Annotated in this window: 18 protein-coding genes; 11 read left to right on the forward strand and 7 right to left on the reverse strand. The window is 69.9% G+C overall.

Annotated elements, in window-relative coordinates; translation table 11 throughout:
• The first annotated feature begins 43 nt into the window (after window positions 1-43).
• Genes ACWEOI_RS22840 through ACWEOI_RS22850 form a run of 3 tightly spaced genes read left to right on the forward strand, consistent with a single transcriptional unit; the run spans window position 44 to window position 1,339 of the window.
• Window positions 44-658 carry a TetR family transcriptional regulator gene (locus ACWEOI_RS22840; protein ID WP_433667194.1) on the forward strand — a complete coding sequence of 205 codons (615 nt, stop codon included), beginning with the start codon at window positions 44-46 and terminating at the stop codon, window positions 656-658.
• Between the two features lie 12 nt (window positions 659-670).
• Complete coding sequence (locus ACWEOI_RS22845; RefSeq protein ID WP_452360926.1) at window positions 671-1,018, forward strand: nitroreductase/quinone reductase family protein; 348 nt, start codon at window positions 671-673, stop codon at window positions 1,016-1,018.
• Between the two features lie 9 nt (window positions 1,019-1,027).
• Window positions 1,028-1,339: a hypothetical protein gene (locus ACWEOI_RS22850; protein ID WP_433667192.1), complete on the forward strand. Its 312-nt coding sequence runs from the start codon at window positions 1,028-1,030 to the stop codon at window positions 1,337-1,339.
• Window positions 1,340-1,359: 20 nt separating this feature from the next.
• Here ACWEOI_RS22850 and ACWEOI_RS22855 read toward each other — a convergent pair whose 3' ends face one another.
• Complete coding sequence (locus ACWEOI_RS22855) at window positions 1,360-2,010, reverse strand: hypothetical protein (RefSeq protein ID WP_452360927.1); 651 nt, start codon at window positions 2,008-2,010, stop codon at window positions 1,360-1,362.
• A 107-nt stretch (window positions 2,011-2,117) separates the two neighbouring features.
• Between ACWEOI_RS22855 and ACWEOI_RS22860 the strand changes: the two genes are divergently transcribed.
• The 3 genes from ACWEOI_RS22860 to ACWEOI_RS22870 all read left to right on the forward strand — a co-directional run bounded on the left by ACWEOI_RS22860 (window position 2,118) and on the right by ACWEOI_RS22870 (window position 4,723).
• The gene (locus ACWEOI_RS22860; protein ID WP_452360928.1) at window positions 2,118-2,897 is read left to right on the forward strand and encodes an MBL fold metallo-hydrolase; all 780 of its coding nucleotides are present in this window, start codon (window positions 2,118-2,120) and stop codon (window positions 2,895-2,897) included.
• 125 nt (window positions 2,898-3,022) lie between these two features.
• Window positions 3,023-4,144: an alpha/beta hydrolase-fold protein gene (locus ACWEOI_RS22865; protein ID WP_433667189.1), complete on the forward strand. Its 1,122-nt coding sequence runs from the start codon at window positions 3,023-3,025 to the stop codon at window positions 4,142-4,144.
• A gap of 114 nt (window positions 4,145-4,258) precedes the next feature.
• Window positions 4,259-4,723, forward strand: a complete 465-nt coding sequence (locus ACWEOI_RS22870; protein ID WP_452360929.1) for an SDR family NAD(P)-dependent oxidoreductase — start codon at window positions 4,259-4,261, stop codon at window positions 4,721-4,723.
• 10 nt (window positions 4,724-4,733) lie between these two features.
• On the opposite strand, the gene ACWEOI_RS22875 is transcribed toward ACWEOI_RS22870, so the two are convergent.
• The 4 genes from ACWEOI_RS22875 to ACWEOI_RS22890 all read right to left on the reverse strand — a co-directional run bounded on the left by ACWEOI_RS22875 (window position 4,734) and on the right by ACWEOI_RS22890 (window position 10,735).
• Window positions 4,734-5,849: an esterase-like activity of phytase family protein gene (locus ACWEOI_RS22875; protein WP_452360930.1), complete on the reverse strand. Its 1,116-nt coding sequence runs from the start codon at window positions 5,847-5,849 to the stop codon at window positions 4,734-4,736.
• Window positions 5,850-5,963: 114 nt separating this feature from the next.
• Window positions 5,964-6,821: an aldo/keto reductase gene (locus ACWEOI_RS22880; protein WP_452360931.1), complete on the reverse strand. Its 858-nt coding sequence runs from the start codon at window positions 6,819-6,821 to the stop codon at window positions 5,964-5,966.
• 33 nt (window positions 6,822-6,854) lie between these two features.
• Window positions 6,855-10,544 carry an arabinosyltransferase domain-containing protein gene (locus ACWEOI_RS22885; protein ID WP_452360932.1) on the reverse strand — a complete coding sequence of 1,230 codons (3,690 nt, stop codon included), beginning with the start codon at window positions 10,542-10,544 and terminating at the stop codon, window positions 6,855-6,857.
• A gap of 59 nt (window positions 10,545-10,603) precedes the next feature.
• Window positions 10,604-10,735, reverse strand: a complete 132-nt coding sequence (locus tag ACWEOI_RS22890; protein WP_433667184.1) for a hypothetical protein — start codon at window positions 10,733-10,735, stop codon at window positions 10,604-10,606.
• A gap of 51 nt (window positions 10,736-10,786) precedes the next feature.
• Between ACWEOI_RS22890 and ACWEOI_RS22895 the strand changes: the two genes are divergently transcribed.
• Window positions 10,787-11,827, forward strand: a complete 1,041-nt coding sequence (locus ACWEOI_RS22895) for a hypothetical protein (protein WP_452360933.1) — start codon at window positions 10,787-10,789, stop codon at window positions 11,825-11,827.
• A gap of 7 nt (window positions 11,828-11,834) precedes the next feature.
• Here ACWEOI_RS22895 and ACWEOI_RS22900 read toward each other — a convergent pair whose 3' ends face one another.
• Both ACWEOI_RS22900 and ACWEOI_RS22905 read right to left on the reverse strand, forming a co-directional pair.
• A complete protein-coding gene (locus tag ACWEOI_RS22900) occupies window positions 11,835-12,848 on the reverse strand; it encodes an alpha/beta fold hydrolase (RefSeq protein ID WP_433667182.1) in 1,014 nt (337 codons plus the stop codon).
• A 39-nt stretch (window positions 12,849-12,887) separates the two neighbouring features.
• A complete protein-coding gene (locus ACWEOI_RS22905; RefSeq protein WP_452360934.1) occupies window positions 12,888-13,679 on the reverse strand; it encodes an SAM-dependent methyltransferase in 792 nt (263 codons plus the stop codon).
• 95 nt (window positions 13,680-13,774) lie between these two features.
• Between ACWEOI_RS22905 and hutH the strand changes: the two genes are divergently transcribed.
• Genes hutH through hutI form a run of 4 tightly spaced genes read left to right on the forward strand, consistent with a single transcriptional unit; the run spans window position 13,775 to window position 19,434 of the window.
• Window positions 13,775-15,319 carry a histidine ammonia-lyase gene (gene hutH, locus ACWEOI_RS22910; RefSeq protein WP_452360935.1) on the forward strand — a complete coding sequence of 515 codons (1,545 nt, stop codon included), beginning with the start codon at window positions 13,775-13,777 and terminating at the stop codon, window positions 15,317-15,319.
• Entirely contained in the window at window positions 15,316-16,965 is a 1,650-nt protein-coding gene (gene hutU, locus ACWEOI_RS22915; RefSeq protein WP_452360936.1) for a urocanate hydratase, read from the forward strand. The genes hutH and hutU overlap by 4 nt, the downstream gene beginning before the upstream one ends.
• Before the next feature lies 1 nt (window position 16,966).
• Window positions 16,967-18,262 carry a formimidoylglutamate deiminase gene (locus tag ACWEOI_RS22920; RefSeq protein ID WP_452360937.1) on the forward strand — a complete coding sequence of 432 codons (1,296 nt, stop codon included), beginning with the start codon at window positions 16,967-16,969 and terminating at the stop codon, window positions 18,260-18,262.
• Complete coding sequence (gene hutI / locus ACWEOI_RS22925) at window positions 18,259-19,434, forward strand: imidazolonepropionase (protein ID WP_452361065.1); 1,176 nt, start codon at window positions 18,259-18,261, stop codon at window positions 19,432-19,434. Before ACWEOI_RS22920 ends, hutI begins: the two co-directional genes overlap by 4 nt.
• The last annotated feature ends 5 nt before the right edge of the window (window positions 19,435-19,439 follow it).

Below are 19,439 nucleotides of genomic sequence, written 5' to 3' on the forward strand. Positions count from 1 at the left end.
ATGCCGCGGTGGGTTGTCGAGGTCCGCGTGTTACGGTCGGGCCGTGGCACGCAGGCGCGGATGGGGAGGTCGTCCCCCGGAGAACGACGCGGAGGCGTCGGATCGAATCGTCGCCGCCGCAGTCGAATTGATCGCGCGCACCGGCGCCGCGATCAGCATCGCCGACGTCGCGGAATCCCTGGGCGTGATCCGGCAGACCGTCTACCGCTACTTCCCCAGCGCCGACGCCCTCATGCGGGCCTCCGCCATCGCCTCCGTGGACGGCTTCCTGGACCGCCTCGAAGCCGAGGTCAGCGGCATGACCGATGCGGTCGAGGCGATGACCCACGGCATCGCGTACACCATCACCGAGGTCCGCCGGACCCCGCACCTGGGCCTGCTGCTGGCCGCCACCTCCTCCAGCGCCGACCCCGCGGGCATCACCTCCGACGAGGCGCAGGCCTTCGGCCTCACCATGATCAGACGCTTCGACGTCGACTGGCGGCACTACGGCTACGACGACGAATCCCTGCGCGAGCTGGTCGAATTCCTGCTGCGCACCATGCAGTCGTTCTTCATCTCCCCGGGCAACCCGCCGCGCAGCGACGCCGAACTGCGGCGCTACCTGCGCCGCTGGATGGGATCGGCCATCATCGCCCAGTCGACGGTCATGAACTAGAAGGGCACCATCGTGAAAAATCTTGTGGCACAGCTGATGAGTGGCGTCAACGCGGGCATCGCCGCGCTGACCGAACTACCCGTGATCGGGCCGTTCGTGGGACGCGGGCTGGTGGTCATCACCTACACCGGGCGGAAGTCGGGCAAGACCTTCTCGCTGCCGGTCGGGTACATGCGTTCCGGCAAGGACATCGTCATCGGTGTCGCCATGCCGGAGAAGAAGACGTGGTGGCGCAACTTCCTGGGCGCGGGCGGGCCGATCTCGCTGCGCCTCCAGGGCGTCGACCGCAGCGGCCACGCGGTGACCGAGCGCGACAACGGGCGGGTCAGCGTTCGCGTGACCCTCGACGACGCGGTCTAGCCTGGAGGGGTGCCGGTGCTGCGTGTGACCGTGGAATTCGCCGATGGGGCGCATCGGTCACTGCGCGTGTGCTGGTCCTCGGACGCGGACTCGCCGCGCTTCGAGTCCGCGCGGGTGTTCCTGGTCGCGGTCGAATCCCCCTCGCCCCGAACCTATCTGAGCCTGGTCGATCGGCTGGACCGCGCCTCGGTCCGGCTGCCCGATGACCTGCCCGCGGGGACGTATGCGATCGAGGTCGACGCTTACGGCAGCTCGAGCTGGGGTGACGGGCGGCTGGACGCCCGCGGGCGCAGCCCGGAATTCACCCTCGAACCGGTCTGATCCTCCACCGGCAGCCGGGATCAGCGGTCGGTCGGCGGCGCGAAGTCGGTGGGGCCGAGCAGGTCGGCTACCCGGAGCAACGGACTCGCGCAAGCGAGAATCTGGTTCGGGTCCTGCAACTTTCCCGCCGTCATGTAGGTCAGCAACTCGTTTCCCACGAGACTCCAGGACGGTAACCAGCCATGGATGTGGGCGTCGATCAAGGGCTGGCCGACCATGGCCTTCACCTGGGAGCGGTCCGAGGCGGTGATCGTGTAGCGGGAGTCGAACAGGACATTGCCGGTCGCGGTCGGCTTGTCACCGAATAGCGCCCGCCCGAACTGTGAGGCGAGTCCCCGCCGCTGCACGGCCACCGAAGGGTGGGGGCGATCCAGCATGATCCTGACGACGACATAGTGCTCGGTGGAATCGGTGGCGGTGAACGTGTACTCCGCGATCGTCACCCAATGTCCGCCGATCACCCCGGTCACCATGACGCCGAGGCCGCGACGGTTGCGGCCGGGCAGCCGGTCGGTCCACGGCGCGACGGCGTGCTCCTGGAACTGCCAGCCATTGGCCACCGCCCACCGCCACAGCCGTTCCTTCCGCGCCCGATCGGCGTTCGACTGCTTGATTCCGTAGATGAGCATCAACAGCAGCGGACCGCCGACGAAGAAAACCGAGCCCGTCATCCATGCGATGCCCGACAACATCACTGACCCCCTTCTTTCGTTGGAGGTTAGATTTCGCGAGTGATCTACTGGTTTGCTTAACAAGAACTTTGGGGCACGATCGGGTCATGAAGGTTCACCACCTGAACTGTGGAACCATGCGGTTGCCCTTCGCCACGTACGTCTGTCACGTGCTGCTGATCGAAACCGCGGCCGGTCTGGTGCTGGTGGACAGCGGCTTCGGCCTGGCGGATATCGCCGATCCCGCGGGGCGGCTGGGGCCCGCCCGGTTCATGAATCGGCCCATCCTCGATCCGGCGGAGACCGCGGTGCGTCAGCTCGCGGGTCTGGGCTATGCGCCCGAGGATGTCCGCCATATCGTCGCCACTCATCTCGACGGTGATCACATCGGGGGCATGGCCGACTTCCGGCACGCCACATTGCATATCACCGCCGCCGAGGCGCTGGGTGCGATGCATGAGCCGACCTGGCAGGAGCGCAACCGCTTCCGCCCGGGTTTCTGGGCGCACGGGCCGAAGATCGTCGAGTACGCGCCGGAGGGGGAGAGCTGGCGGGGGTTCACCGCGCGGGAACTGACCGAGATCAGTCCCGGAATCGTGTTGATACCCATGCCCGGTCACACCCGAGGGCACGCGGCGGTCGCGGTCGACGCCGGTCACCGCTGGGTGCTGCACTGCGGCGACGCCTTCCTGCACCCGGGTCGCCTGGACGGGTCGCCGGTGCCGCGCATGCACGCGCTCGCCGAGAACGTCCTCGCTCACGACCGCGCGGTGATGCACGCCAATCAGGCGCGTCTGGCCGAGCTGTTCCGGTCGAGCGGACCGGATCTGCTGATGGTGTGTGCGCACGATCCCGGCATGCTGGAGAACGCGATCGCCACCGCCTGAGCCGATCCCGGCTGGGCGGCAACGGTATTCGGGGCGACCCGCCCGGGCGCACCGGATATGCTGCCTGGCGGACCGCCGCGCCGGGAACAGGGCAGCGGGGGAGGATCGAGGGGAGACAACAGGATATGCGGGGTGGATGGGCCAAACGGGGCCTGGTGGGAGCCGCGCTGGCGACCGTGGTGCCGTGGGCGGCGGTGGTGACGGCCGGACCGGTTGCGGCGGAGCCGAATCCCAAGGCATTCGACTTCTTCGTCGACTCGGGCATGGGGTCGATCAAGACCCGGATCGTGCGGGCGGCGGACGGCAATACCGATCGGGTGGTGTACCTGCTCGACGGTGAACGCGCTCAGAACGACTACAACGGCTGGGAACTGCACACCGAGATCCCGGCCGCACTGGCCAAATTCAATATCAATGTGGTGCTGCCGGTCGGCGGCGAGTCCAGTTTCTACCAGGACTGGGACGCCCCGAGCAGCTTCGGCGGCGTGAATCCGGACGCCGGGTTGTTCCCGAGCCGCGACTCCGGGTCCGCGATCGCGGGCTGGGACGAGAGCTCCGGCAAGTCCTACACCTATCAGTGGGAGACCTTCCTCACCCACGATCTGCGGGACGCGCTGCGGGATCGCCTGGGGTTCAGTGACTCTCGCAACGGCATCTTCGGACTGTCCAGCGGCGGCAGCGCGGCGCTGCTGATGGCCGCCTACCATCCGGACCAGTTCGTCTACGCCGGTTCGATGTCGGGCTATCTGTCCCTGGCGGCGCCCGGCATGCGGGAGGCGCTGCGCCTGGCGCTGCTCGCCGCGGGCGGCTACAACATCGATTCCATGGCGGCCGCGGGCAGCGCCAAATGGCAGCGCATGGACCCGTACGGCTTCGCGCCCAAGCTGATCGAGAACAACACGCGGCTCTACATCGCCGCGGGCAGCGGGACCCCGGCGCAGCAGGACCTGTCCTCGCCGGACGCGATCATCCAGGGCATGCCCCTGGAGGGCATCGCCCTGGCGAACACCAAGGCGTTCCAGTCCCGTCTGCAGGCGCTCGGCTACGACAATGTCAGCTACGACTACCCGAGCATCGGCGTCCACAACTGGGGCAACTGGGAGCAGGTCGCCACGCGCATGCTGCCGGACCTGGCCCAGCACATCGGCAAGCCGCTGCCGCCGGGCGCGCAGCCGGGCCCGCCGCCCGGGGACGGTCCGGGCGGGGCGCAGCCGCCGAACGGTCCTGCCGGCCCGCCGCAGAACTAGCGGGTCGCGATACCGAAGATCCGCTGCCGACCGGGTTCCCGGCCGGCAGCGGATCTTTTTGGTTCACCAATAAGTTCAAGATTGTAGTAAAGCTCACTCTGCGAAACTTCAAATTTGAAGTTATCTGCCGCAACGCGTTTCGGGTCCATCGACGTGCTGGAGTTCTCGCCGCACGCCGGGCTCGTCATGGTCGATCCGGAGGCGGTGACCATGGAGACGCTGCGGCCCGAGGTCGACCGGTACCTCCACGGCGCGGTCACCGCCGTGCAGTCGGTGCTGCCCGCCATGCGGGCCGCGGGCGCGGGGACTCTGCTGTTCACCACCGGCGGCGGCGCCATCTCACCGTATCCGCAGCTGGCCACCCTGAACATCGCCCAGGCGGGACTGCGCAACTGGGCGCTGAACCTGCACAATGTGCTCGGCGGCACCGGACTGTACGCGGCCACGGTCGCCATCAATGTGTTCATCGGAGCTGTTGCGCCCGAGGGCATTCCGCACGCCGCGCCCGATGACATCGCCCGTGTCTACTGGGACCTGTACATCGAGCGCGACCGCGCCGAACACCTCGTCGCCGCCTGACCCCGGCGGGTCAGCGCGCGTTGTCGACGGCCAGCAGGTGGAAGGCCGTCTTGCCCGCCTGGCCGAAGTTGTTGTCCGAGATGAGGATCAGCGAGCGACCGCCGCCGGGCAGCTCCGGGCCCCAGGTCATGCCCTCCGCGCACTGCGGGTCGAGGCCGTTGGCGGTGAAATCGAACAGCAGCCGCTTGGACATCGGCTCGGCCGACGCCGGAGCCGAGGCCGCACCCGTCACCGGATCCGCACCGGCGACGGAGGTTTCGTAGATGCGGGCGGTGAAGCCCTGGTTCGGGACGAGGCTACGTTCCAGGGTCAGGTAGCGGTCGCCGTCGATCGAGAGGATCTCGGCGACACCGGTGGCGACCGGCAGCGCGCCGGGGGCGACCTTGTCCACCGGGTAGATGTACTCGCCCAGGTCCGCGCCGGTGGTGTGGTGGATCCGCACCAGCCGGGCGCGGCTCTCCACCTCCGGTCCGGCCGCGGGACCGTCCTGGGTCAGGGCGTTCTCGCTGAGCGCGACGATGGACGAACCGGCCGCGTCCATGGCCTCGAAGCCGAGGTTGTCGCGAATGCCAGACTGCGGGACGCCCTGGGTGTCGAGCACCGGCTTGAAGGCCTCGGGCACCGGAATATCGCGGACATACGAGCCGTCCAGGGTCGCCTCGCGGATGAAGCCGGGGCGGCCGACCTTCGCCTCGCCCTCGCTGGTGTAGTAGAAGCCCTTGTGATTCGGGGTCCAGCGAATGGATTCGGTGTCGGAGGTGCGGGGGCCGTACGGGTTGCCGTCGGCGTCGCGCAGCTGGATGAGGGTGTCGAACTGCGGGTCGCCCAGGCGGCCATCCGCGCCGATCGGCAGCCGCAGCGTGTAGGCCCGCACCGGTCCCTGTTCGCCGCGGTTGTCGCTGATGGCGAGGTAGTTCTTCTTCGCGTTGTCGTAGTCGATGCCCGACAGGCCGCCCACCTTGAAGCCGCCGAACTGGGTGTCGTCCGACAGCGTCACCGAGTTGACGTAGCGAATGCCGATCGCGGTGTCCGCCCGGCCCGCCGCCGTCGAATCCAGTGGTAGCAGCGGTGCGGTGAGGCCCACGGTCACGGCGCAGGCGACGGTGCTCAGGCGTGCGAACTTCATTGGTGTGAAGGCCCTTTCGTTACGGGGAAGCGCTGCTTCCCGGTAAGCGTCCGAACCCTCGAACCGGTCGGCCAGAGATCGTCCCGCTCAGCGGATTCCGGCCGGGAATTTCGTCTAAACGTCCAATCCGTAGGTGAGGACGTCCGGGTCGGGGCCGATCCGGATGCCCTGATCCAGGGCGGTGATGCGGTGCATCTGGTCGGCGGTCAGCTCGAAACCGAAGACGTCGAAGTTCTCCCGGATGCGCGACGGCGTCACCGACTTCGGGATCACCACATTGCCCAGCTGCAGATGCCAGCGGATGATCACCTGCGCCGGGGTGCGGCCGGTCTCCTCCGCGATCTCCACCACCACCGGATCCTTCAGATCCGCGCCCCGCCCGAGCGGACTCCACGCCTCGGTGGCGATGCCGTTCTCGGCGTGGAAGGCGCGCAGGTCCGCCTGGCCCAGGTGCGGGTGCAGTTCGATCTGATTCACCGCCGGGATCTCGCCGGTCTCGGCCATCACCCGGGACAGATGGTCGCGGGTGAAGTTCGAGACGCCGATCGAACCGACCCGGCCCTGCGACTTCAGCGTCTGGAAGGCCCGGAAGGTGTCGACGAACCGGTCCGCCTGCGCCACCGGCCAGTGAATGAGGTACAGGTCCAGGTAGTCCAGGCCGAGCCGGGTCATGCTCTCGTCGAAGGCGCGCAGGGTCGAGTCGTAGCCCTGCTCGGAGTTCCACAGCTTCGTGGTCAGGTAGACCTCGTCGCGCGGCACTCCGGACTCGCGGATCGCGCGGCCCACCTCGACCTCGTTGCCGTAGATCGCGGCTGTGTCGATGCTGCGGTACCCCGCGCCGAGCGCGGCGGTCACGACGTCGAACGCCTCCGCGTCGGCGACCTGGAACACCCCGAAACCGAGCGTCGGAATCACATGTCCGTCGTTCAGGACGACCGACGGCACCGTGCTGCTCTCGCTGCGAAAGGTCATATCGACCGACTATAGGCTCCCCGCGCCGTCCGGCTACGGGGTCCGAGCCGGGCCGGCGCGGATGGGGTCGTCATCGGCCCAGCCCCAGCGGTTCTCCACCCGCACGGTGACCGGGGCGGCGGGGGCGTCGACGTACGGGGTGAGGCGCTGGAGTTCGCCCCAGTCACGGGTCCAGTCGTGGTCCAGGTAGGCGGGGACGGGCTCGGAACGCACCAGCAGATCCGACCAGCCCAGCGGGCCGCCACCCGAATCGCCCTGCCAGGTGGTGGCGACCTGGGCATTGAGCTTGTCGGGCAGGATGCGCCAGGCCGGGAGCTGGGCGACGCCGTCGCGGTGATCGAACGGGTGCTGACATGGGAACGCCAGGCCGACATGGAAATCCGTCAGCACCGGGGCGTCGTGGCCGACCACCGCGTCCAAGGTGGCCAGGCGCGGGAGGCGGGGCGGCGTGACGGCCAGCCACTGCTTGCCGGTGGGATCGTCCGCGGTGGCGATCAGGCGAACAGCATTGGCGCCGGACGGGATTCGGTCCAGGGGGATAGGCAGGTTGCGCCATCCGGGTGCGCCGCCGACCGTGGGCGGGGTCAGCTCGCCGCGGGGCTGAAGGGTGCCGTCGTCGGCGCGGTGCGCGAACTCCACGCGGAGGGCGGCTCCGTCGACCCGGTGGCCCTGCTGCTCGCCCGCGATGTGACCGGCGACGGTCAGGATCAGGGCCTTGAACGCCGAGTCCTGCTGTGCCGCAACAAGATCCAGGCGATACCACTGGGTCGTCAGGTGACTCGGCCGGGGGGGATCGGCGGTGTAGTCACCCAGCACCGGTGTGCGTTTGGGATCCAGGCCGTAGGGCAGGGCGACGGAGCTGCCGTTGATGCCGGGATCGGACTTCGGTTTGTCGGTCGGGCCGCCGCCGGGCGGGGGAGCGGACGGCTTGCCGCCGCTGCCGGTACCGCCGCCCGGGCCGCCTTCAGGGGCAAGGTCTCCGACGCCATTGGCGGTGAATCCGGTGTTGTCGGCCGCGAGTCCATCCGCCGGCGCGCCCGTGTACGGCTGGAGGACCGAGTCCGCCGTCGCGGTCTCCACCAGGACGTCGTCGGCCATCGCGCACGGTTTGCCCTCCAGCGCGCGAATATTCGACAGCGCGACGGAGTACGCCGGGTATTGAGACCAGGCGGCGGAAGCCATGGTCGCCACTTCGAAGGCCACGAGCACGGCGGCGGCGATGGTCAGCGGCCGGATGACGATCCGGTCGAAAGGTGCGGCGGCCCTGATGTTTCCGCCCGATCGATAGGGTTCGCGATAGTACTGCCAGGCGGCCACGGCCAGGCACAGCGCACCCAGTCCGAAGATCAGCGAGGCGATTCCGACGCCGCCCGCCAGCGGTGCGCGATCGGGCCAGCGCACGCCGTAACCGGAGACGTACCACCAGCCGTTGGAGCCGGTGAAGCTGAACGCCACCAGGAACAGGACCGCCGCCGCGAACAGGGTGCGCAAGTACGGTAGCCGAATCCCGTTGCCGCCCACCGCGACCGCCGTCACCGCGGCCAGCGCCCCCGCCAGACCGGCGTAGACGCCGAAGTGGTGGGTCCATTTGGTCGGGGTGAAAGCCATGAGCAGCGGCGACATCACGGCGATGCCGAGCACCCGGGCCACCGGGCCGCGCGCGGTGTCCGGAATCCGGCCGCCCTTGCGGAGCGCCACCGCCAGGCAGACGGCCAGGCACAGCAGCATGGCGAGCACACCGAAGCGGCGGGACAGGGAACCGTCCGGGGTCAGCGAGAGCAGTGAGATCCAGCGGGTCGGCTCATCCGGCCAGGAGAAGTCGGGGCCCACCAGTTTTCGCACCCGGGTGGCCTCGGCGACCGACGCCAGCGTCTGATCGGCGAAGACGACCGTCAGAACCAGGGTGCCCGCGGTGAGCACCGGGGCGATGCGCGCGAGATAGCCGAGCAACCCGCCGGAGGTGGCCCGGACCTGGGCGGCCGGCACGAACAGCACCCGCCGGGAACCGGCGAACAGCGCTGCGAGGCAGATCAATCCGGACGGACCCGCAGCCAGGGAGAACGCCGCGATCAGGACCGCCACCGCGGCGGGCAGCAGGCGACGCGTCGCGATGGCCCGCTCGATGGAACACCAGGTCAACAGCGCGCCCAGGGCGATGAACGGTTCGGGACGCAGGCCGTTGTTGTACGGCAGCCACAGGGCCAGGAACACCAGTGCCGCCGTCCAGCGCGGTCCCGCCGACCGCACCCGGGAACCCAAGCGCGGCAGGACTTCCCGGCTGATTACCCACCAGCACAGCACCCCGGCCAGCAGGGCGGGCAATCGCAGCCAGACGCTCGCGTCACTGATCCGGGTCATCTGCGCCAGCAGTTCGTACGGCCACCCGAACGGCGCCTCGGCCACTCCGTACCAGCGGTAGTAGTTCGCGGTGTAGCCCGCGTGCTTCGACACCCGGGCCATGGTGAGGATGTAGCCGTCATCGGAGGTATTGGCCCCGATCACGTGCCAGACGCCCAGCGTCGCGAGCACCGAGGCGTCGGTGCCGGTGAACCGCCACCACCGCGCGGGCAGGAACCGCCGCCTGCGCCGACCGTCGGCGGCGTCGAGGAAGTACAGGCAGACCAGCGCCACCAGCGTGCACAATCCCGCGCCCGCCATGGCCGCCAGCTTCCACGCGCTCGGCCGTGACGAGAACCGCGCGTCCACCTCGGCGTGCAGCGTGGCATCACCCAGGCGAGCCTGATCCAGATCGGTGTACACGCCCACGATCTGCGGGCGAATGTCCTCGGTCACCGTGGACCGGAACGGTTTACCTTCCGGGGTCCCGAGTCCGGTCAGCTCGGCGGTCGTACCGCTCGCCGTCGAGTGCACGACCAGAGCATCGCAACCCTTGTGCGGCACGATATTCGGAGTCGAGCCGGCGCCGGAACCAGGTCCGGGCTCAGTGCCGCTTCCGGAACCGGCAGGCGGCAGCGGTGCGTCGGCGGCCGGTGCGGATCCTGCCGGGGGAGTGGTGCCCGCGGGCGGAGTCGGCCCGGTCGGCGGTGTGAGTCCGGCAGGCGGAGTCGGGCCTCCCGGTGGGGTCTGACCCGCCGGTGGTGTGGGGCCCGTCGGCGGCGATCCGGCAGGCGGTGTGGCGCCCGCGGGCGGAGTCGGACCGTCGGACGGAGCGGGGCCGGTGGGCGTCGTCCCGCCCTGGGGCAGCTTGGCACCGGCGGGCGGAACGCTCGCCGTGGTCGGCGGGACCGCCGCCGGGGTCGAACCCGGTGCGGGCGGGACGGCTTGCGGCGTGACGCCGGAGGGGGTGGTGACCGCGGTCTCGGAAGCTGTTCCGACGCCCGTCATTTGGAACACCGACGCCGTGATCAGCGGCTTGTCGCGCAGCGTCACGGACAACGTGCGCCCGCTGCCCGGCAGCTCCTCGATCCGCGCGATCAACCCCTTGGCGGCCCCGCCCGGGGCCTGGGTCGGCACCGTCGACAGCACCGTGCCGCCGGGCAGTTCCCGCAGCGCCGCGCACGGCACCCGGAGATCCAGCGTGAGCGGCACATAGTCCACCAACGGCGCGGTCAGCTGAATCGCCTGCGCCGGTCGCCAATCGATACTCGCCCGATCCTGCTGGACCGGCAGCAGCGGCACCAGCACCGCCAGCAGAACACCGAGCACCCCCGCCATGAGGGCGATCAGTCGAATGTGAAAACTTCCCCCGGAAACTGAACGCACGAACGCCGATGCTAGCCATCGCGTCCGCGAATCTCATCGCGGATTTCCGCGGCCCTCGTTCAGTGGCCGACGATCGACCGCATCCAGTCCAGGACCACGGCGTGGTAGCCGCCGGTATTCGGGGCCGGATTGACGGCGTGGCCGCTGTCGATTCCGGCCATCTTCTGGCGAATGACGAGACTCCACACCAAGATCCGCGACCTACCCATTCGGAACGTGACCGGAGATCTACGATGCACGGTATGGGCGCGCGAAATGTGCACTTCGTCGGGAGCTTTCCGGCCGAGAGCACCGGCGATGCGATGCGGGCGATGCTGGACGGTGCGGGCTCGCGGCTACGCGCCCTGCCCACCGGCGAGACCCGGCGCTACGAGTGGTACATCCAGCCCATCATCGACGACCTGGTCGCCCAGGGTGCGCTGGAGGTGAAGAAGAGCGGCACCTGGCTCTCCAGTCACGAACGCACCATCCACCGTGCGGCCCGGGGCGTCGAGCTGACCGGCGACATGATGGAACTGGGGTACCTGGCCGAGGCCGAGGAGGCGCTGCCGATCTTCCGGGCACTGCGCGCGGAACGGGATCTGCCCGAACTGTCGCTGCAGATCGGGATGCCCACCGCCTTCACCCTGGCGTTCATCGCCATGGGCCGGTGTGGGGTGCGCAGGCACCGGAAAGCGTTCCAGGACGCCAGTATTCGCGATGTCGAAGCTATTCGCGCACTGGCCGGTGAGGACGTGGTCGTGCAGTTCGAGGCGACCGCCGAGACGGTGTTGATGGCCACGACCCAACCCCTGCACCGGCAGGTGGACGCGGCGGTCGGCCTGGGCCGCGGCATCGCCGAGATGGCCGTGGCGACACCGCCGGGGACCCGCATCGGTGTCCACTTATGCCTGGGCAGCATGAACAACAAGGCGCGGACGACCCTGCGGGACACCAGACCGCTGGTGGCGCTGGCAAATTCGATTGCCCAGCAGTGGCCTTCGGGCAGAACCCTGGAGTTCATCCACGGCCCGCTGGCGGCCGGGGACATCGCGCCCTCCGCGGATCCAGCCTTCTACGCGCCTCTCGCGGCTCTGGACCTGCCTGCCGGCACCCGCTTCTACGCCGGGCTCGTCCACGAAAGCCCCACCGAGGCAGAGCAAATCGAGACGCTGCGCCTCGTCGAGAGCGCGCTGGGTCGTCCGGTCGGCGGGGTGGCCAGTGCGTGCGGCCTGGGTCGTCGACCGCGTCCGATCGCCGATACTCTGGTCACCCGCGCCGATTTCCTCGCCGCCGCAGGTTGATTCGATCTCAGCCGACGACCGACTTCATCCAATCGACCACGACCGCGTGATAGTCGCGGGTGTTCGGGGCCAGGTTGATGGCGTGGCCACTGTCGGGCAGCACGTAGGCGCGCAATTTCGCGGCCGGTGAGAAGTAGGGATTCTCGGCGGCCTGGAGGGTGGCGCTGTCGGCGCAGACACCGAAGCCCGGCCCGCAGACCATGCGGTCGCGGCTGCCGTCCACCAGCAGCACCGGTGCCGTCATCAGGCTGGACTCGCCGGGCAGGGTGGCGAGCAGGCCGTCGGGATACTCGGTGAGGGAGAAGGTCTCCTTGGTGGCCTCGTCCAGGGCGACCACGTTCGGATCCGGGTTCAGGCCGTAGAAATCGGCGGCGCGGGCTCCGGGGCGGGTGACCAGATACGTGGAATCGTAACCGCGCCCGGCGAATCCGGGATCCTCGACGGCCGGGTAGTAGCTGCTGATCACCCCCAGCACATCGGGGACGCTGAGCGTGTGCGAGTAGCCGGTGAGCACCACGCCGTCCACATCGTGATAGCCGATGGCCTCCATGATCGAGGTGCTGGAGGTGAGCGAGTGCCCGACCGTGACCACCTTGGCGAAGGGCGCATTGCCCGCGAGTCCGGCGCGCAGCGACCGCACCATGACGTGCAGGGCGTCGGCGGTGGCGGTGGCCGTCAGCGAGAGGCTGGGTGGCCGGCTGCTCGCGCCGTTCCCGAGCCGGTCGGCGACCAGCGTCGCGTATCCGGCCTTGTTCATGGCCTGCCGGAAGTTGTAGGTCTCCGGCTGATACGGGAAGTCCCAGTAGACGTGGTTGTAGTTGGAGCCCGACATCAGGACCATGACCGCGTCGGTGGGCCCGTCGGGCAGGCACAGCGTCCCCGACAGCGTGCCCTGCGGCACCGGGAAGCTGACGTCCTGGCACCGGCCGGGCGTCGAGTCGTCGGCCTGGGCGATGCCCGGGGTGAAGCACAACAGCGTCACGGCGGCGCTCACGGCCAGCGCCCGGAACTTGGAGTGCACGTGAGTGATTCCCTTCCGGCGATCGGAATGTGCTGCGGCTCAGTTCTTCCGGCCGATACCGCAGAGGACGACGAGACTGGTCGGGCCCGGGTCGACCGCCAGCCACTCATTGGCGGCGACCAGACCGGGGGACAGCATCTCCAGGCCCTCGAAGAACCCCGCCACGCGTTCCGGCGGGCGGAAATCGGGCTGGGCGGGGCTGTTCGCGGCATTGGTGGAGGCCGCGTTCTTGAAGAACGGATGGGTATTGGTGGAGGCGTGCTGGATGACGAGCAGGCTGCCCGGGGCCATGGCCTCGCGTAGACGGGCCACCGCCTCGAACGGCTTCTCGTCGTCCATGACGAAATGCAGCACGCCGACGATGAGGAAGGCGACCGGCTGCGAGAAGTCGATTCCGGCTTCGATACGCGCCAATTCGAGAATCTTGTCCGGCTCACGAATGTCGGCGAGGATCGGCGTCACCCCCGGCGCACCGGTCAGCAACGCATTGCTGTGGGCGTACACCACGGGATCGAAATCGATGGACGCCACGATCGAGCTCGGCTCGATCTCCTGCGCCACCTCGTGCACATTCGGCGAGATCGGAATGCCCGCGCCGATATCCACGAACTGGCGGATGCCCGCGTCGGCGGCCACCTCGACGCCATGCAGCAGGAAACGCCGACTGTGCCAGGCGGTCACCCGGGTATCGGGCGCCACTTCGAGCATCCGATCGCCGTATTCGCGATCGGCGTCGTAATTGTCCTTGCCGCCGAGCATGTAGTTGTACACCCGAGCAGGGTTGGGCCGGAACGGGTCCACGCCAACCGGTGCTCGATTGTTCTCGGACACCACACCTCCCTCGACATCCACGCCGATGGTAACAATCGGCGGCGCGCGCCAGAGGGAAACGCGCAGCTTACCCGCAAGCCGCCAGAATGGTGCCCATGACGCGAATCGGAACCGAGCGGGTACCGGTGGGAGCGGGGCCCCTGACGCGGGCGGCGGTGGTGGCGGTGGCCCGTCACCACGCGTGGGTGGACGTCGACGCGCGGGCACTGGCGGACCTGGAACGCAGGCGCCGCGACATCGACGAGCTGGCGCACAGCGACCGGCCCGTCTACGGGGTGTCCACCGGATTCGGGGCCCTGGCCCTGCGGCACATTCCGGCGGATCGGCGAACCGATCTGCAGCGCTCGCTGATTCGCTCACACGCCGCCGGGGCCGGAGCGCCCGTCGAACCCGAGGTGGTGCGCGCCATGATGCTGCTGCGGCTGCGCACCTTACTGTCCGGGCACACCGGCGTCCGGCCCGAGACCGCCCGCGCACTGGCCGCGCTACTGGACAGCGGACTGATTCCGGTGGTGCCGGAATACGGTTCGCTGGGCTGCTCGGGCGATCTCGCCCCGCTGGCCGCGGTCGCGCTGGCGCTCATGGGCGAGGGCTCGGTGCTCGGCCCCGACGGCGCGCGACCCATCGCGCCCGCGCTGGCCGAGCACGGGCTGACCCCGATCACCCTGGCGGAGAAGGAAGGTCTGGCTCTGACCAATGGCACCGACGGCATGCTCGGCATGCTGGTGCTGGCCATCGAGGACCTGCACCGGCTCTTCGACCTGGCCGACCTCACCGCGGCCATGAGCGTGGAGGCGCTGCTGGGCACCGACCGCGTCTTCGCCGCCGACCTCCAGGCCCTGCGCCCGCATCCCGGGCAGGCGGTGTCGGCCGCGCGCATGCGGACGGCGCTGGCCGGATCGGAGATCGTGGCCAGCCATCGCGGGGAGGACTGCCCGCGTGTGCAGGACGCCTATTCGCTGCGGTGCGCGCCGCAGGTGCACGGCGCGGCCCGCGACACCCTCACCCACGCCGAGACCGTCGCCGAACGCGAATTGGCCTCCGCCATCGACAATCCCGTGGTGCTGGCCGACGGCCGGGTGGAGTCCAACGGCAACTTCCACGGGGCGCCGGTGGGCTATGTGCTCGACTTCCTGGCCATCGCCGTCGCCGACGTGGCCGGGATCGCCGAACGGCGCACCGACCGGATGCTCGACGTGCACCGTTCGCACGGGCTGCCCGCGTTCCTGGCGGCCGATCCGGGGGTCGACTCCGGGTACATGATCGCGCAGTACACGCAGGCCGGGGCGGTGTCGGAGCTGAAGCGGTGCGCGGTCCCGGCGTCCGTGGACTCCATACCCTCGAGCGCCATGCAGGAGGACCACGTGTCCATGGGGTGGTCGGCGGCCCGCAAACTGCGCCGCGCGGTGGACGGGCTGACGACCGTGCTGACCATCGAACTGCTCACCGCCGCACGGGCCTTGGACTTCCGCGCACCACTGCGGCCCGCCCCGGTGACCGGCGCACTGCGGGACCTGGTCCGCACCCGGGTGCCCGGCCCCGGACCCGATCGCCATCTCGCACCCGATATCGCCGCCGTCACCGACCTCCTGCATTCAGGAGCGATGGATCACCTACTCGGGCAAGGGGTTTCGTCATGACCAGAACGGTTCGCGCCGCCCGCGGCAGCACCCTCACCGCCCGCACCTGGCAGACCGAGGCGGCCTGGCGGATGCTGCACAACAACCTGGACCCCGAGGTGGCCGAACGGCCCGGCGACCTGGTCGTCTACGGCGGCACCGGCAAAGCCGCCCGCGACTGGCGCTGCTTCGACGCCATCGCCCGCACCCTCGTCGACCTGCGCGCCGACGAGACGCTGCTGGTGCAGTCCGGCAAGCCGGTCGGTGTGCTGCGCACCCACGAATGGGCGCCCCGGGTCCTCATCGCCAACTCGAATCTGGTGCCGGACTGGGCGAACTGGCCGGAATTCCGGCGGCTCGAGGCGGCCGGGCTGACCATGTACGGGCAGATGACCGCCGGATCCTGGATCTACATCGGCACCCAGGGCATCCTGCAGGGCACCTACGAGACCTTCGCGGCGGTGGCGGCCAAACGCTTCGGCGGCACCCTCGCCGGAACCCTCACCCTGACCGCCGGTCTGGGCGGCATGGGCGGCGCGCAACCGCTGGCCGTCACCATGAACGGCGGGGTGGCGCTGTGCGTCGAATGCGATCCGCGCCATGCCCGGCGCCGGGTCGAGACCCGCTACCTCGACGAGATCGCCGACGACATCGACGACGCCCTGACCCGGGTGCTCGCCGCCAAGGCCGCCCGGCGGCCACTGTCGGTGGGGCTCATCGGCAATGCCGCCGAGGTACTGCCGGAACTACTGCGCCGGGAGGTCCCGGTGGACATCGTCACCGACCAGACCTCGGCCCACGATCCACTGACCTATCTGCCGATCGGCGTCACCGTCGAGGACTGGGACGATTACGCGGGCCGCAAACCCGACGAATTCACCCGCCGCGCACGGGAATCCATGGCCATCCACGTCGGCGCGATGGTCGGGTTCCTGGACCGGGGCGCGGAGGTCTTCGACTACGGCAACTCGATTCGCGGCGAGGCGAAACTGGCCGGGTACGAGCGGGCCTTCGACTTCCCCGGCTTCGTGCCCGCCTACATCCGGCCGCTGTTCTGCGAGGGCAAGGGGCCGTTCCGGTGGGTCGCGCTCTCCGGCGACCCGGCCGATATCGCCGCCACCGATCGGGCCGTCCTCGACCTGTTCCCGGAACAGGAATCCCTGGCCCGCTGGATCCGGCTGGCCCGCGACCGGGTCGCCTTCCAGGGCCTGCCCGCCCGCATCTGCTGGCTCGGCTACGGCGAACGACAGGCCGCCGGACTGCGCTTCAACGAACTGGTCGCGGACGGGACGGTCGGCGCGCCGCTGGTGATCGGCCGCGACCACCTCGACTGCGGGTCGGTCGCCTCGCCGTACCGCGAAACCGAGGGCATGGCCGACGGTTCCGACGCCATCGCCGACTGGCCGCTGCTCAACGCCCTCGTCAATACGGCCTCCGGGGCCAGCTGGGTGTCCATCCACCACGGCGGCGGAGTCGGCATGGGGCGCTCCATCCACGCCGGACAGGTGACCGTCGCGGACGGGACGCCGCTGTCCGCGCAGAAACTCGAGCGGGTGCTCACCAATGACCCGGCCATGGGGGTGTTCCGGCACGTCGACGCCGGATACCCGGAGGCCGACGCCGTCGCGCGGGCGAAGGGCGTCCGGATTCCGATGGGGGAGGAGTGAATTGACCAGCTACTGGTGCGAGCGCGCGTGGCTCCCGTCGGGGGTGGCGGCGGGGGTGCGCATCGATGTCGCGGAGGGCGTCATCGTGGCGGTGGCCAGTGGTGAGCGGGCCTGTGGGACCAGGCTGCCCGGCATGGTCGTGCCGGGGTTCGCCAATGCGCACTCGCACGCCTTCCACCGGGCCCTGCGCGGACGGGCGCAGTCCGCGCGGGGCACCTTCTGGACCTGGCGGGAGCGCATGTACGCGGTGGCCGGACGCCTGGAACCGGACTCCTATTACCGGCTGGCGCGCGCGGTGTACGCCGAGATGGTGCTCGCGGGCTACACCAGCGTCGCGGAGTTCCACTACCTGCATCACGCGGCGCACGGGCAGCGGTACGCCGACTCCAACGAGTTCTCGCACGCGCTGGTCGCGGCGGCCGCCGATGCCGGGATCCGGCTGACGCTGCTCGACACGTGTTATCTGGCAGGGGGTTTCGGTCAACCGACGACCGGCGTGCAGCAGCGGTTCGACGACGGTGATGCCGACGGGTGGGCGCAGCGGCTCGAGTCCTTCTCCCCGGCAGAGGGATTGGTTCAAGTCGGGGCGGCGATCCACTCGGTGCGGGCGGTCCCCGTGGATCAGCTGCCCACCGTGGTGCGCGGCGCGCGGGACCGGCCCCTGCAGGTCCACCTGTCCGAGCAGCCGCGGGAGAACGAGGAATGCCTCGCCGTCCACGGCTGCACGCCCACCGAACTGCTGGCGGCCGCCGGAGCGCTCGGCCCGCGCACGGTCGCCGTGCACGCCACCCACCTGACGCCCGGCGATATCACCGCGCTCGGGGAGTGCTGGACGTGCCTGTGCCCCAGTACGGAAGCCGATCTCGGCGACGGCATCGGGCCCGCCCGGGCGCTCGCCGATGCCGGGGTGCGGCTGGCGCTCGGCAGCGACGGGCAGTCGGTCATCGATCCCTGGTTCGAGGCGCGGGCCCTGGAAATGCGCGAACGGCTCGGCAGCCGCGAGCGGGGACGATTCGGGGCCGGAGAACTGCTGTCCGCCGCCACCGCGCACGCCGCCTCGGGATGGACCGGCCCGGGTGTGATCGCGCCCGGCCGGGACGCCGACCTGGTGTGCGTGGACACGGCGTCACCGCGCACCGCGGGCGTGGCCGGGGACGGAATCCTGTTCGCGGCCACGGCATCCGACGTCACCGACGTCATGGTCGCGGGCCGCTGGGTGGTCCGCGATCGCGTGCACGGCACCCTCGGCGATGTCGCCGCGGCCCTCGACACCGAGATCGGAGCACTATGGCGATGAACCCGGCGGCCACGGTCATCACCGGCATCGGCGAACTCACCACCAATACGGCGGAGTACGGCGTCGTGCGTGACGCGGCCCTGGTGATCGAGGACGACCTCGTGCGCTGGATCGGCCCCACCGCGTCGGCTCCGGCCGCCGATCACCACGTGGAGGCCGGCGGCCGGGCCGTACTGCCCGGGTGGGTGGACAGCCACACCCACCTGGTGTTCGCGGGGGATCGCACCGCCGAGTTCGGCGCCCGGATGAGCGGAATCCCCTACTCCGCGGGCGGTATTCGCACCACGGTCGATGCCACCCGCGCGGCGAGCGATGCCACCCTGGCCGCGAACCTGCGCCGCTTGCGGGCCGAAGCCCTGCGGCAGGGCACCACCTACCTGGAGACCAAGACCGGTTACGGCCTCACCGTCGCCGACGAACAGCGCTGTGCCATGGTGGCCGCCGACGTCGCCGACGAGGTCACCTTCCTGGGCGCGCACGTGGTCCCGCCCGAACTGTCCGCCGACGAGTACCTGGACCTGGTCTGCGGACCCATGCTCGACGCGGTCGCGCCCTACGTCCGCTGGACCGACGTCTTCTGTGAGACAGGCGCTTTCGACGCCGATCAGGCGGCCCGGGTGCTGACGGCGGGCCGCGCTCGCGGCCTCGGTCTTCGGGTCCACGGCAATCAACTGGGCCCGGGGCCGGGTGTCCGGCTGGCCGTCGAGCACGGCGCGGCCAGTGTCGACCACTGCACCCACCTGACCGACGCCGATGTCGACGCGTTGGCCGAATCCACCACCGTCGCCACCGTGCTGCCCGCGTGTGACCTCTCCACTCGCCAGCCGCTCGCACCGGCTCGCCGCCTGCTGGACGCCGGCGCCCGGATCGCGCTCGCCACGAACGCCAACCCCGGCAGCTCCTATACGACCTCCATGGCGTACTGCGTGGCCACCGCCGTTCTCCAGATGAATCTGACTATTGCCGAGGCGATCTGGGCAGCGACCGCTGGTGGCGCACTAGCGCTCGCCCACGATCTGTCGGCGCCCGGAGCGGTGGGAGTGCTGCGCCCGGACTCCGCGGCCGACCTCCACATTCTCGACGCCCCGTCGGCCATCCACCTCGCGTACCGCCCCGGCGTCCCGCTGACCTGGTCGGTCTGGCAGCGCGGCGAACAGGTGCTGCCCGGCTAGCCGCC

This window comes from Nocardia sp. NPDC004340 (genome assembly GCF_053602575.1).

Bases quoted from the DNA above. Each gene is read 5' to 3' on its own strand.
- ACWEOI_RS22880 (WP_452360931.1), bottom strand. From the start codon at position 6,821: ATGACCTTTCGCAGCGAGAGCAGCACGGTGCCGTCGGTCGTCCTGAAC.
- ACWEOI_RS22855 (WP_452360927.1), bottom strand. From the start codon at position 2,010: ATGACGGGCTCGGTTTTCTTCGTCGGCGGTCCGCTGCTGTTGATGCTC.
- hutU (WP_452360936.1), top strand. From the start codon at position 15,316: ATGACCAGAACGGTTCGCGCCGCCCGCGGCAGCACCCTCACCGCCCGC.
- ACWEOI_RS22860 (WP_452360928.1), top strand. From the start codon at position 2,118: ATGAAGGTTCACCACCTGAACTGTGGAACCATGCGGTTGCCCTTCGCC.
- ACWEOI_RS22875 (WP_452360930.1), bottom strand. From the start codon at position 5,849: ATGAAGTTCGCACGCCTGAGCACCGTCGCCTGCGCCGTGACCGTGGGC.
- hutI (WP_452361065.1), top strand. From the start codon at position 18,259: ATGAACCCGGCGGCCACGGTCATCACCGGCATCGGCGAACTCACCACC.
- ACWEOI_RS22895 (WP_452360933.1), top strand. From the start codon at position 10,787: ATGGGCGCGCGAAATGTGCACTTCGTCGGGAGCTTTCCGGCCGAGAGC.
- hutH (WP_452360935.1), top strand. From the start codon at position 13,775: ATGACGCGAATCGGAACCGAGCGGGTACCGGTGGGAGCGGGGCCCCTG.
- ACWEOI_RS22865 (WP_433667189.1), top strand. From the start codon at position 3,023: ATGCGGGGTGGATGGGCCAAACGGGGCCTGGTGGGAGCCGCGCTGGCG.